We start from the raw sequence: 13,382 nt of genomic DNA, 5'->3' as shown, positions 1-13,382 counted from the left end.
TTTTTCATACCTCCTAGTCTAGAAATGAATAACGACCTTCATAGTACCTTCGTCTCTGATTGACTCAAATCCTTCTAAGATGTCATCAATCACAACCTCTTTTTCAATATATTTTTTCAAATCCAGTTTACCCGCAAGAATGTACTCTTTGATTTCATTCATGAAATCCACCGTCGTCGCATGCACACCGAAGATTTGCAATTCTTTGTAATGTATAAGATTGGAATCAAGGTATCCTTTGCCATCCCCGGCAATCCCACCGAATAACGAAATGCGGCCTCTTTTCGCAGCAATCACTTGAGCTTCTGTATGAACTGGTGCATAGGAAGTAGCCGTAATCACTACATCGGCGCCTCGTCCTTCAGTCAACTTTGTGATTTCTTCGGCCATGTTTTCCGTATTTGAACTTAACCACTTCACTCCTGGAACCATTTTTTCAGCCACGCGTCCACGACTTTCGATCGGTTCAATCATAATAACTTGTTTGGCTCCCTGGATCATTGCCAGTTCTGCATGAATACAACCGATAAGACCGCTTCCATAAATGACAACATACTCGTCTGCGGAAATATTCAGATAGCTTTGAGCATTTAATGCACAAGCAGCTGGTTCGATCAGTGTTGCGTCGTCGTCTTCAATTGTGTCCGGCAGCTTAATCACATTTCCCATTTTTAGTGCTTGGTTAGGAATGGCCATATACTCGGCAAAAGATCCTTCATATTGAAAGCCTAATGTTTTCAAGTCATCACACATATTGGTATGTCCCGTCTTGCAGGACCAGCATTCACCACAACCGATTGCTGGAGCAGCTGTTACCCGGTCACCTACCTTAAAGCCTAATTCTTCAGCATAAGGACTAACTTCGCAAACCTCAGCAGAAAATTCATGACCTAAAATTCTGGGTGGATCAATTTTCGGACTGCCTTTAAGAAAGGTTCGCATATCCGTTCCACAGATAGATGCCGTTTTGATTTTTACAATCATGTCATCTTTGCCTAATACCGGCTGTTCCATTTCCTTGACTACTAAATCTCGGTTCTCATCCATTACAAAAGATTTCATACTATACCTCCGCTTTCTATCGTCTACCGATTAATCATTTGGATAAAACATGATTTTGATAAAATACAATTCCTTCTTATCTAATTGCTTAAATATATCTGGAACATCATCCAATCCTAAGCGTTGGGTAATAAAAATTTCTGGATTCATCAATCCTTTAGCCATAAGCTCAGCTGATTCGGTCCACTCGATACCAGGGAAAGGATCAGAAAATGAATTCCAGCTGCCCATCACATTGACTTGGTAACGCAAAATCTTATCAACAGTTTCTTTCGGGAATGTCAGACTAGCATTACTGATACCCAGATAGACCACTCTGCCCATTTTAGAAGCGGCTTGAACAGCTTGAACCTGACAAATTTCCGTACCCGACATTTCCAGTGAAACATTCACCCCTTGATTATCGGTAGCTTCGAGAATCGTTTTGACTGCATCGGCATTCTTACTATTAATCGTTGTAGTTGCTCCGCTTTGTTTGGCGATTTCTAATTTGCGGTCGTCGATGTCAATCGCAAAGATATTTTTCACACCTTTGGCTTTGGCATATTGAACAGCGAATAATCCAATCGCACCCATCCCATATACCGCTACGCTATCTTCACTGGTTAATTCAGCCCGCAGACACGCATGAACGGCATTGGCTGCTGGATCAATCGTTGCACCCCAATCATAAGGAACATTGTCTGCTAACTTGATTAAATTCAGTGCTTTAACTGCTAAGTACTCGGCAAAAGCGCCGTCATTTCTTGAACCATAATATTTATAGCCTTCAGATAAAGAATAAATGCCTTTTTTACTCCAAGGATCTTCATAGTCAGGAATCAGTGGTGCCACTGCTACTCGATCACCAACCTGCCATTCCTTAACATCAGAACCCAGTTCAATAATTTCTCCAGCAAATTCATGCCCTAATGTAATTGGCAATACATGAGGCCCTTTGATTAACGCTCTAGGTATATCCGAACCACAAACCCCTACCGCATGTATTTTTAATAGAACTTCATCGTTTTTCGGTTCAGGCTTTGGTACATCCTCAACTCGCAAATCTTTTACAGCGTACATTCTCACAGCTTTCATAAATACCAATCCTCCCTTATTTAATGCCAGACATAATTTCGATACCTGACGAGGTACCTAAGCGTGTAGCCCCTGCCTCAATCATCTGCTGAGCCGTTTCGGCACTTTTTACTCCGCCGCTGGCCTTCACACCCATATCAGGTCCGACTGTTTTCCGCATTAATGCTACGTCAGTAACTGTCGCTCCACCAGTAGAAAAGCCGGTTGATGTTTTTACAAAATCAGCACCTGCTTCTAAAGAAAGATGACTAACTCTTACTTTCTCTTCCTCAGTAAGCAAACTTGTTTCGATAATGACTTTCAGAATTTTTTCAGCTTTATGTGCTGTATCTGCTAGTGCCTTGATCTCATTTTTGACGTACTCATCATTTTTATCTTTCAACGCACCGATGTTGATGACCATATCTAATTCATCGGCACCTTTAGCAAGAGCGTCCTCTGCTTCGAATACTTTGGCTTCTTTAGTTGACGCTCCTAAAGGAAACCCGATAACTGTGCAAACCAACACATCTGTATCCTTTAGTAATTCATTAGCCGTAGAAACCCAATAAGGATTAACACAAACTGATTTGAATCCATACTCACTTGCTTCTTGGCACAGCTGTTCAATTTGTACTTTTGTGGAATCCGCTTTCAACAAAGTGTGATCAATATACTTACTTACCTCAATCGTTGTCATAATACCCTCCATTTTTCACTACGTAGCATTTTTTTCATTACAGAAATTAATTTCATATAAAATGTACCACGTTTCACGAAAGAGTACAATACTTTTTTCAACATTGAAATAAATTTCAGTATGATTGTAAATTAAAAAGACTTCTCCAAGCCTTTTGTATAAAAAGTTTTTTCAAAAAACATTAGTTAATAACGCTTCGTATCTAACCTTTAGTTTTTCCTTGTACTATATTTTCAACGTGCTATATTTTAAATAGTGAATACAACGTGTATAAAGGAGGAAATCATGAAAAAAGCAGTTTGGATCTATTCAATTAATGCTCACGGAAACGCGAGTGCTTTCGTCGGTGGCCTTGGGTTTGGCCTTGGGGCAAAGAAATACCAGGAACAATTAAAGGCTGATTTACTGCCAGAAATTGATCTTCAATTTATCAGCTACGATATCGCCAGCAATGAGGTTCCCGAAGCCGATCTGATTATCTACACGCATTTGAGTGAAAAATATCTGAATGATGGGATTACGAAAAAAGGAATCTCTTTGCCCTTCCAAGATGTTTACATGGGGAATATGAAAGATATAAAAGAGGCTATCACCAGCTATTTTGCTAACAACAAATAAAAGCTAGGAAACACTGAAGGATTGTCTCCCCAGTGTTTCCTAGCTTTATTTGCTTATTCAGTTATCTCAATCTGATTTCCTTCCAAAGCAACAATCGCACTTTCGTAATAGCCGTCGCCAGTTGTCCGCGGTCCGGACAAGACTTGATAGCCGTCTGCCAAAAATTGCTTAGTCATGGCATCAACTTTTTCTTTGCTGCCAACGCTGAAAGCCAAATGAATCAAGCCGGCTTGGTACAAAGATGGCGCGCCCTCTTCAACTTCTGGACGAGTCATTAATTCCAAACGTGCTCCATCGTCAAAAGTCAGAAAATAAGTTTGCAGACCAGTTTTAGTATTGTGGTACATATCATTACTCTTAGCCGCAAAATATTTTTCAAAAAATGCCCGCATGCCTTCCAAATCATGGACGTACATTGCTACGTGTTCTAGTTTCATCAAACTCCCCATTTCTTTTTCTCTTCTATTACTAATGGTATACTATTGGGCAGAAAGAAGGAAGCCTTATGACCGACGAAAATTTGCAGGAGCTGGAAGAATTTTGGGATGAGTTTGCTCCCGAATATGAAAGCATCCAGCAGGAATCGAACTTTCCAATTGCCGAAGCTGTAAAGCAGTTTTTATTGGAGAAAAATATTCTGCCCAGTGCCACATTTTTGGATTTAGCTGGTGGCAGTGGTCGCTATTTGACGAGCTTTCAAGATGTTATAACGGATTATACTTTTGTGGATCTTTCTAAGGAAATGCTGGCAATTGCCCAAACAAAGCAACAAAACCAAAATGTTCAGTTTATCCACCAGGATCAGGAGACTTTTTTTCAAAGGAACTCACAAACTTTCGACGTGGTCTTTACCGCGATGAATCCAGCATTAATCACCAAAGATGACCTACTAAATTTTACCAACCAAAGTCATGGCTGGTGTTTGATCCTGCGATTAGTCCAGCAAACGGATAGCCTGTTTTCGCCTTATGAACCTGCTAATGAAGAGCCTAACTTAATGGAAAGCTATCAACAGTTTTTAGCAGAATCCGGCACATCCTTCAATACTCGGGACTTTGTTTTTACTTCTACCGAAGAAATCACTCGTGAATTTTTCGAAGCCTATTTTGAGGATGACTATTCATCCCAACAACTAAAACAAATGGCTGATAAAGTGTTCGGACAAAATGAACCACACACCAATCAGCAAACCATCCGTTACCAGCTGCTTTATTACCCAGCACCCAAAAATCCTGTCCCTTAATTTACAAAGGACAGGATTTTTCGATTTATTCTATTCCCTCACAGCCTAAACATCGAAATACTTTTTCCGAGAAGCTGCCAGCAAACTTATCGCCAATAAAGCACCAATAAAATCAGCCAGCGGTGTCGCCAGCCAAATCCCGTTCACGCCTAAAATTCGAGGAAGCACCAACAAAAATACCGTCAGCAATGCAAAGGTCCGCACAAAAGACAAAATAGCCGATATTTTCCCGTTGGACAAAGCGGTAAACATCGCGGAAGTAAAGACCGCAATCCCGCTAAACAAGAAGCTGAAGGTGAAAATCCGGAAGCCATTCACCGCAATTTCGTAAGCTTCCGATCCTCTTTCAGTGTACAAACCGGAAATCATTGGGGCAGTCAGGGCACATACTGCAAACAGTACCACCGAAATCGCCACTACATAGAATAGACAAAGCTTGATGATCCGCCGTAATTCACTCCGATTTTGGGCACCAAACTGATAACTGATGATAGGGGCCACTCCCATTGAAAAGCCCAGCACCAAAGTAGTAAACAAATACTGTGTGTTGCCGACAATCGTTGCGGCCGCCACGCCATCTGCACCTGCATAGCGCATCATGGTGATATTCAAAATAAACATAGTGATCGCCGTCGCTAATTGCGTCACCATTTCTGATGAACCGTTGTAACAGCACAATCCTAGTTCCCGTAAAGTGATTTGCGGTTTAGAAAAATGCAGGGTTCCCTTCCGTTGCGAAAACAGAACCAATCCAGCAACAGTTGAGATACAATAGCCAACTCCGGTGCCCAAAGCTGCACCCAAGATGCCCATGTTCAATACCGCAATAAACAGGAAATCCAACACAAGATTGGCCACGCCTGCACCGATCATGACAATCAAACCCATCTCCGGTTTCCCAGCCGTAACAAACAAATTTTGAAACAACACTTGAATCAAAATAGCTGGCGCAAACCAGATTAATAATCCCATGTAAGTCCGACCATAAGGCAAGACATTTTCGTTGGCACCTAACGCTGTAATTATCTCATCCAGAAAGACCGTTCCCAATATTGCCAACAGGACGCCTAACAAGCAGCCCACTACAATAATTGCAGTAAAATTGTGTCGGGCTTCCTTGTCATTTTTCTCTCCCATCTTCTTAGCGATCAGAGCACTTCCACCAGTAGCAAACATGGTCCCTAATCCCCACAAAATACTAGTTACCGGCATGACGATGTTGATGGCTGACAAGGCATCGGTATTGACATACCGAGAAACAAAGATGGCATCCACCCCAGTGTACAAGGCATTAAACAGCATCATAATCATAGTGGGAACCGCAAATCCAATTAATGTTCTTAACGTATATTTTTTCGACAGTGCATTTTCTTCATTATTCAATTCAAAAACCTCCAAATAGTTAGTAGGTCCTTGCAGAATTATTTTGTGCGCATGCTATGCTAAACAGTTTTGATTAGTATTATCGATGCAATTTCTCTAGTAGCTGTTTTTACAGCACTAAGAGGGATTCATTTTTCGTCACGCATACATCATGCTAAACAGTACGAATCCATGTTTAGATAATGAGTTAGTGAATTTCTTTCGCTCCAAAGATACTGCGAAAAGCATGGACGGCAGCTAACTCATTTTGAGGGATTCATTTTTCATACGCATACCATCATGCTAAACAGCTCGAACTGATTTATCTTTCGTAAACGATTTATTGCTTTCTAACCTTATATAACTGCGAAAAGCATGAACGGCAAAAAAAGCATAGCTAAAAGCCATGCCAACACTGTCAGTATCGATTCAAACGAGTGTCAGTATAGGCATATTCTGCAAGGCACGACAAATAAACAACTACAATTACAGTTGTAAATTTTCAAGTCTGATGCTTTACAGAGTCACCGACACACATGACACCCCTTTCGTATTCTCACCTGATTTTACCATAGCTTTTCGATAAAAAACAGCCTGTAACCAATCGGCTGCAGGCTGCATGACTTATTATAGAAGATTTCGTTTCGTAAATGGCTTAAATCCGTTGGTTACCCAAGCAATCAGCTTCATCAAATAACCGAACAGGATAAAGACCACCACTAATATCAGTACATTTAGAATCACGCGACCCCAGCCCAATTGATCGGCATCGATGAAAAAGTACGGGTAATAACTCCCGAACCCCATAATCGGTCCGCCAATTTGCGCTCGTATGATTGTAAATAGCCAATAGATTAATGGCAGAATCGCCCAAGTCCACGGTTTGATTTTCTTCGTATCGCTAGTATTGGCAAACAATACCCAGTCCACAAAAACCATGATCGGCGTAAAGGTATGCACCAGAATATCTGACAAATTATTGACAGCATATTCAGCCGTATCTGGAATCGTCGGTACCAAGACAAAGTTATAAATCAGCCCGGTAATCACGATCATCAAGGTTAAAGCGCCCATCACGTTAGGTGAAAAATCCGCTGACCAGGCACGCTTCAGCGACACACTGTCGATCAGACTTTTAATCACTAAGAAAAGATAGGCAAAGAAAATCAGTAAATTACTTAAAACCGTGTAAAATACCAGCTGGCCAACTTCAAAGCGGCCTTCAAACAAACCTAACAATAAAGCAATTCCCCAACCGCAACCAATGACCAATACCAAACGAAAGATATTTTTAATGGTAATATACATCGCGGTCAACTCCTCCTTTCTATAAGAACGCCGTCGTTACACTCCCAATGACAATTAAGGCTAAGCCAATCAAAGTAAAGCGAAATTCCTTCGGTGTCTTTTTCTCTTTGAGAATGAACATACCGCCTAAAGTCGCAATCACTACGTTTAATTGAGTAATTACATAAGCAGTCGCTACGCCATTTCTTTGAGCAGAAAAGATGTAAGCAAAAGCCGAAATACTAAAGATAATCCCGACAATTGATGCTTTCCAGCTTTTATCACTGGCAAAGGCTTTTGGTTGTTTCAATACCACATAGATCATCGCTGCGATAAATACTCCCAGCATTTGCGGGAAGAAAATCGCATCTCCTGGTGCGTCAACTAATTTTGGCAAGGCACTGTAAACCCAATACCCCACACTAGTTGTCGCCAGAATAATCAAGCCCTTGGTGGTTCCACTTTTATTATCCGCGTTTTCAGTCACAGCAGTCATCGCTGCCCCAATTATCAGCAGTACAATCGAGCCGAAGCCGATAATTTTCGACGTCGTTCCAGCCCATTCACCAAAAGCCAGCACCCCGATTAAGGAAGTCCCAACTAATTGAATCCCGGTGGAAATCGGCATCGTGCGGGAAACCCCCAACAGGTTAAAGGCCGTGTATTGCCCGGTTTGACCAATCACCCAAAAAGCGCCGGAAGCTAATGCGATCATAAAGGTGCTAAAAGAAACACTTTGCCCAGAGAAAAAGAAATAAACAATAATTCCGACAATCAGTGTACCAATCCCGGTACCTAAAATTTCATTGGTGGGACGACCGCCGATTTTTTTCAAAATCAGCGGTTGAATTCCCCAACCAATGGCCGGAAGCAGCGCTATTAAAATATTCATACGTCACCACTCCATTCTACCTTATCCGCGTCCACCTTGGAAGGCTGGATATAAGGTCATACCACCGTCAACAAACAGTGTTACGCCGGTTACATAGCTAGATTCATCGGAAGCTAACCAAGCAGCAGCTGCCGCAACTTCACTAGGTTCACCAATACGTTGCATTGGCACCATGCTGGTGGTTGTTGCTAATTGTTCAGGGTCCGCAAATTTCTTAGCATTGATTGGTGTGTTAATCGCACCAGGTCCAATGTTGTTGATGCGGATATTGCGAGCCGCATATTCCATCGCTACTGTTTCAGAGAAAAGTTTTACCCCACCTTTTGATGCGGCATAGTGAGCAAAGGTAGGCCAAGGAATTTGTTCGTGAACGGAAGACATATTGATAATATTACCTTTTTTGTCATGCTCCAAGAAATAATTCAAGGCCGCTTTTGTACCTAAAAAGACCCCAGTCAAGTTCACTTCAATCACGCGTTCCCAATCCTTCAATGGTAATTCATGAGTTTCGTGTTGATTTTCCATACCGGCATTATTGATCCAAACATCCAGATCGCCAAATTCTTTAACCGCAGTATCAATTAGTTTTTGTACGCCATCTTCAGTTCCAACGTCAGCTTGAACCGCAACGCCTTTTCCGCCGGCTTCTTCGATAATTTTTACCGCTTCGTTGGCGCCATTTTCATCGGAATGATAGTTAACGACAACATTCATTTGTTCTTGCCCGAACCGTTTGGAAATGGCTGTACCAATCCCTTTTGATCCGCCTGTAATGACAGCAACTTTGTTTTTCAAATCTGTATACATAACATTTCCTTCTTTCTTTAAGTGAGAAAAATTGTAGGTCCGTTTAACTTTACTTTACTCGTTTTTATTTTTCATGACCAATAATTCGCTCATACAAAAGTCAGACCTTACAGAATGATCAAAAAGGATTATAATGATTAAGATAAAAGAAAAAGGAGGATTTCTATGCAGGAATCTACGTATAAACGCATCAAAGAATTAACCGAATTACAAGGCACCAGCGGCTTTGAAGACGACATTCGCGCCTACATGAAAAAAGAGCTGACACCACTAGTGGATAAGGTTCAGCAAGACGGCTTAGGTGGAATTTTTGGTCTAAAACAAGCGGCCGAAGACGCACCACGGGTAATGGTGGCGGCCCACATGGATGAAGTTGGCTTTATGTTGACGGAAATTACACCACGAGGATTGTTCAAAGTTGTACCACTTGGCGGCTGGAATCCCTATGTCGTTTCCGCACAACGCTTTACTTTGAAAACGAAAAAAGGTAATTATCCATGCATCTCTTCTTCCGTCCCTCCCCATTTGTTACGAGGAACCGGCGGACAAAGCCAAGTTAAGGTAGAAGACATTTTATTCGATGCTGGCTTCGAATCTAGAGACGAAGCGTTGGAATACGGCGTCCTGCCTGGCGACACGATCGTTCCTAAAGTAGAAACCATCAAAACCGCCAACGGCAAAAATATTATCAGTAAAGCTTGGGACAACCGCTACGGCTGCACGGTAGTATTGGAAGCTTTAGAAACTTTGCAAGAGGAAACTTTGGATTATACTCTGATTGCCGGTGCCAATGTGCAAGAAGAAGTTGGCCTGCGAGGGGCGAAACCTGCTGTCACAAAATTCAAACCAGATTTGTTCTTTGCGGTGGACTGCTCGGCCGCCGATGACTTAACGACTACCAATGGTACATTTGGTCATTTAGGGGAAGGAACCTTGCTGCGGATTCAAGATCCCGGCATGATTTTATTGCCAAGATTGCGGGAATACTTGCTGGATACCGCTGAAACTCATAATATTCCTTACCAATACTTTGTGTCCAAAGGCGGAACCGATGCCGGCGCAGCCCACACTGCCAATGAAGGAATCCCCAGCAGCGTAATCGGCGTCAGCGGCCGTTACATTCATACCCACCAAACTATGTTCAGCATCGCTGACTTCGATGCTGCGCGGGAAATGCTGATTCAAGTCTTGAAGGGATTGGATCAAAGCACAATCAACACAATTATTTACGGCTAACGCAAAAAAGATCAGTACCCTCTGAATTGAAGGTACTGATCTTTTCGTTTTATTCCGCCCGCAAAGCAATCGCTGCATCTTTTTTAGCAGCCATTCTTGCTGGAATATGTCCGCCGATCATGGTTAGAACGGTTGAAACAAGGATCAAGATGACGCCGTGAATTGGGTTCAGCTGAGCTACATTTTCCAACTCCGTCATATTATACAAGACAAGATTGATTGGGAAAGTCGCTGCCCAAGCTAGGACTACCCCTAACGTTCCGGAAGCCAGACCTAAAATGCAGGTTTCGGCATCGAACACCCGGGTAATATCTTTCTTCCGTGCTCCCAATGCTTTCAAGACCCCGATTTCCTTAGTCCGCTCAATCACAGAAGTATAGGTGATAATCCCGATCATGATCATGCTGGTCACTAGTGAAATCCCAGCGAAGGCAATCAATACATAGGTGATAGCATCCATCAAACCACCGGTTAATTCAGTCATGGTACCGGCTAAATCTTGGTAAATGATCCGGTCTTCTTTGGATTTGCCATCGTTGTAGTCGTCTAAGTAATCCAAAATCGCTTCTTTGTCTTTGAAGTTGTTTGGATAAATCATGATGCTGTAAGGGATGCTGTCACCGCCAAGATAAGCCAAAGTGCTTTCTTTCGATCTGTCATCCAATGGTTCATTGGTCATTACGTTGGTTTCGCTGTCCCGTTGAGCTTGGACAATTGCCGAATCTTTGTTTTCATCCACAATTTGTTGGGTCAATTCGTTGCTGTAAGCAATTCCAGGTGCCAGCAAGTTCATGGTGGAATTTTCTTTCACCCGCAGGACACCGGAAATCTTCATTTCTTGGTTATTGCCGTTGTTGTAAATCTCGTTGTAATCCGTATTTGGGACAAAATTCCCGGTTGGCAATTCGGTATAGTAATCATTATTGTGGATCAGCTTGAAGCTGGTTCCTACGATTTGGTCGAAATTAAGTTTTTCACCATCTTTTACATCAAAGCCTAAATTCTTCAATGAATTGATGTTGGTATTGTTATTGCCATCAACAATTAAAACCACATCCGTTGGTGAGTTAGGATAGGCACCATCTAACAAATCATAGTTCTCTTCCAGGAAACTGCTGCTGCCTTCGCTCAATTGCTTCGGAAAAGAAGAAACACCGACGCCGGTCATGTTGGCCATTGCGTTGGTCATCCCAGCGCTAGCACTGTCAGAAGCATCGTTGGACAGCTTCACTGGTTCCACATCGCCATTCACATCTCTTAACAAATTCATTCCTACTAAACGAGTGAAACCGATGTTGTTGCTTAGATTTGGATCAATATTTTCGATATAATCGACATATTCCTGATCGATTTTGTTGGTATGCTGCGCCCGGTCCTGGTCACTAATTTTGGCAGTAACGGTATCCGTGTTGGGATACGATCCATCATCTGAGCCCAGCGCATCTTCCTGTCTTCCACTTCTATCGGTGGCTACTTGCGAAATCGTAATCGGGAACTTCGCCATGGTTTCGGATTGGGTCTGATCGATCTGAGTCTGGAAGCCGCTGGATAATGACAGCACGATCCCAATACTGATAATCCCGATACTGGAAGCAAAGGCGGTTAAAAAAGTCCGACCTTTTTTGGTACGTAAATTGTTAAAGGACAGCTTCAAAGCCGTCATGAATTTCATTTTCGTCCGTTTCAAATTGAATTGATCGGGCTTTGGTCGTTCTTGATGGGGATGAGAGTCGCTCAAAATTTGTCCATCGGAAAAACGGATAATGCGATCGGCATATTCATCCGCCAAGGTTGGGTTATGGGTAACCATAATCACCAGTTTTTCCTTGGATAGTTCTTCGATCAATTTCATAATTTGAATACTGGTTTCAGTATCCAAAGCACCGGTTGGTTCATCACAGAGCAAAATGTCTGGATCATTAGCCAGCGCCCGAGCGATCGCCACCCGCTGCATTTGTCCACCCGATAATTGGTTGGGCTTTTTGTGCATATGATCCGCCAAGCCAACTCGCCGCAAAGCTTCCTCAGCCTTTTGCGTTTTTTCTTCCTTGGGCACACCGCTTAAGGTCATCCCCAATTCTACGTTGTCAATAATGCCTAAGTGACTGATTAAGTTGTAGCTTTGGAAGACGAACCCAATCGAGTTGTTTCGGTAGGCATCCCAGTCAGATTCCTTGAAGGTTTTGGTGGACTTGCCGTTGATCACCATATCACCGGTGTCGTAATTATCCAAGCCGCCGATCACATTCAGCAAGGTCGTTTTACCTGATCCGCTGGCACCAAGAATGGCCACAAATTCTTGGCGGCGAAAAGCCACCGATACTCCGTCCAGAGCCTTGGTAGTGGTGTCCCCCACGTGGTAATACTTCTTTATATCCTTTAGTTCTAACATCGTTTCATCCCTTTATCGTTTGATTTATCTTAAATTAGCAGAGCATTGTTAACTCAAAATGAACAACACTTCAACACAGTTCATAACATATTGGTACTATTATTATGCAAAAAGGAGTTGAAGGCAAATGAACCACTTACTGATTGTAGAAGATGACGAAAACTTATTATTTCTTTAGTAATCCTCCTTAACGCAACGAAATTTCACCATACTGCTCACAAAAACACTACGATTTTAGTGTAGATGACACAGCCGCTTTAGCATTTTTTTACCAAAACCTAGGGAATTTACAAGATAAAAAGACCAATTCGTTCACAATTAATTCAAGAACAAAGGTTATTCTATATGTATGGAGAGGATGATTTAAATGAGCGAGGAAACTAGAACCATTTATTTTATCGAGGAGACGCAAAGTATTGAAGGCGCCTATGTGGAAGTCCGTACTTTATATGTTGCTGAAAATGAAGAACAAGCCAAAGAGGCTTACGAAAATATGCTAAAACAAGATCAACGCAAATCATTTGGGCTATTATTAAACGAATATGTTATTAAAGCCGATCAAAGCTACTTTATGCAGCTCTTGCGGGCCTGGAAAAAACTGCCTTCTGAATTTTACCGTAAAATGCAGGTCTTAACCTACCGCCCCTTAGCTGAATACCAAGGATAACAGCTAACTAAATAATAAAACGAAGGATCTAAGCCGCCGGAAATTTCCGGTGCTTAGATC

At 42.1% G+C, this 13,382-nt stretch carries 13 protein-coding genes; 4 read left to right on the top strand and 9 right to left on the bottom strand.

Annotated elements, in window-relative coordinates; all coding sequences use genetic code 11:
• Positions 1 to 18: 18 nt before the first annotated feature.
• Genes JZO70_RS15870 through deoC form a run of 3 tightly spaced genes read right to left on the bottom strand, consistent with a single transcriptional unit; the run spans position 19 to position 2,809 of the window.
• Positions 19 to 1,062: an alcohol dehydrogenase catalytic domain-containing protein gene (locus JZO70_RS15870; RefSeq protein ID WP_207674646.1), complete on the bottom strand. Its 1,044-nt coding sequence runs from the start codon at positions 1,060 to 1,062 to the stop codon at positions 19 to 21.
• 30 nt (positions 1,063 to 1,092) lie between these two features.
• Positions 1,093 to 2,139 (bottom strand): galactitol-1-phosphate 5-dehydrogenase, encoded by a 1,047-nt coding sequence (locus JZO70_RS15865; protein WP_207674645.1) that lies wholly within the window; start codon positions 2,137 to 2,139, stop codon positions 1,093 to 1,095.
• Between the two features lie 16 nt (positions 2,140 to 2,155).
• A complete protein-coding gene (gene deoC / locus JZO70_RS15860; protein WP_207674696.1) occupies positions 2,156 to 2,809 on the bottom strand; it encodes a deoxyribose-phosphate aldolase in 654 nt (217 codons plus the stop codon).
• Positions 2,810 to 3,103: 294 nt separating this feature from the next.
• Between deoC and JZO70_RS15855 the strand changes: the two genes are divergently transcribed.
• Positions 3,104 to 3,436: a hypothetical protein gene (locus JZO70_RS15855; protein ID WP_207674644.1), complete on the top strand. Its 333-nt coding sequence runs from the start codon at positions 3,104 to 3,106 to the stop codon at positions 3,434 to 3,436.
• A 53-nt stretch (positions 3,437 to 3,489) separates the two neighbouring features.
• Here JZO70_RS15855 and JZO70_RS15850 read toward each other — a convergent pair whose 3' ends face one another.
• Complete coding sequence (locus JZO70_RS15850) at positions 3,490 to 3,873, bottom strand: VOC family protein (RefSeq protein ID WP_207674643.1); 384 nt, start codon at positions 3,871 to 3,873, stop codon at positions 3,490 to 3,492.
• A 68-nt stretch (positions 3,874 to 3,941) separates the two neighbouring features.
• Between JZO70_RS15850 and JZO70_RS15845 the strand changes: the two genes are divergently transcribed.
• Positions 3,942 to 4,679 carry a class I SAM-dependent methyltransferase gene (locus JZO70_RS15845; RefSeq protein ID WP_207674642.1) on the top strand — a complete coding sequence of 246 codons (738 nt, stop codon included), beginning with the start codon at positions 3,942 to 3,944 and terminating at the stop codon, positions 4,677 to 4,679.
• A gap of 45 nt (positions 4,680 to 4,724) precedes the next feature.
• Here the strand turns inward: JZO70_RS15845 and JZO70_RS15840 are convergent, their stop codons facing one another.
• The 4 genes from JZO70_RS15840 to JZO70_RS15825 all read right to left on the bottom strand — a co-directional run bounded on the left by JZO70_RS15840 (position 4,725) and on the right by JZO70_RS15825 (position 9,027).
• Positions 4,725 to 6,062: an MATE family efflux transporter gene (locus JZO70_RS15840; protein ID WP_207674641.1), complete on the bottom strand. Its 1,338-nt coding sequence runs from the start codon at positions 6,060 to 6,062 to the stop codon at positions 4,725 to 4,727.
• 606 nt (positions 6,063 to 6,668) lie between these two features.
• A complete protein-coding gene (locus tag JZO70_RS15835; RefSeq protein ID WP_207674640.1) occupies positions 6,669 to 7,349 on the bottom strand; it encodes a Pr6Pr family membrane protein in 681 nt (226 codons plus the stop codon).
• Between the two features lie 19 nt (positions 7,350 to 7,368).
• A complete protein-coding gene (locus tag JZO70_RS15830; RefSeq protein ID WP_207674639.1) occupies positions 7,369 to 8,220 on the bottom strand; it encodes a GRP family sugar transporter in 852 nt (283 codons plus the stop codon).
• Positions 8,221 to 8,241: 21 nt separating this feature from the next.
• Positions 8,242 to 9,027 carry a glucose-1-dehydrogenase gene (locus tag JZO70_RS15825; protein WP_207674638.1) on the bottom strand — a complete coding sequence of 262 codons (786 nt, stop codon included), beginning with the start codon at positions 9,025 to 9,027 and terminating at the stop codon, positions 8,242 to 8,244.
• 165 nt (positions 9,028 to 9,192) lie between these two features.
• Between JZO70_RS15825 and pepA the strand changes: the two genes are divergently transcribed.
• Positions 9,193 to 10,263 carry a glutamyl aminopeptidase gene (gene pepA, locus JZO70_RS15820; protein WP_207674637.1) on the top strand — a complete coding sequence of 357 codons (1,071 nt, stop codon included), beginning with the start codon at positions 9,193 to 9,195 and terminating at the stop codon, positions 10,261 to 10,263.
• Between the two features lie 49 nt (positions 10,264 to 10,312).
• Here the strand turns inward: pepA and JZO70_RS15815 are convergent, their stop codons facing one another.
• Positions 10,313 to 12,655, bottom strand: a complete 2,343-nt coding sequence (locus JZO70_RS15815) for an ABC transporter ATP-binding protein/permease (protein WP_207674636.1) — start codon at positions 12,653 to 12,655, stop codon at positions 10,313 to 10,315.
• 367 nt (positions 12,656 to 13,022) lie between these two features.
• Here JZO70_RS15815 and JZO70_RS15810 point away from each other — a divergent pair, with 367 nt between their 5' ends.
• Positions 13,023 to 13,322, top strand: coding sequence for a hypothetical protein (locus JZO70_RS15810; protein WP_207674635.1), 300 nt, complete (start codon positions 13,023 to 13,025; stop codon positions 13,320 to 13,322).
• Positions 13,323 to 13,382: the final 60 nt, after the last annotated feature.

Origin of the sequence: Candidatus Enterococcus moelleringii (assembly GCF_017377575.1) — a bacterium.
GTDB classification, from domain to species: Bacteria; Bacillota; Bacilli; order Lactobacillales; family Enterococcaceae; genus Enterococcus_A; species Enterococcus_A moelleringii.
This window is presented reverse-complemented; position numbering and strand designations above follow the sequence as displayed.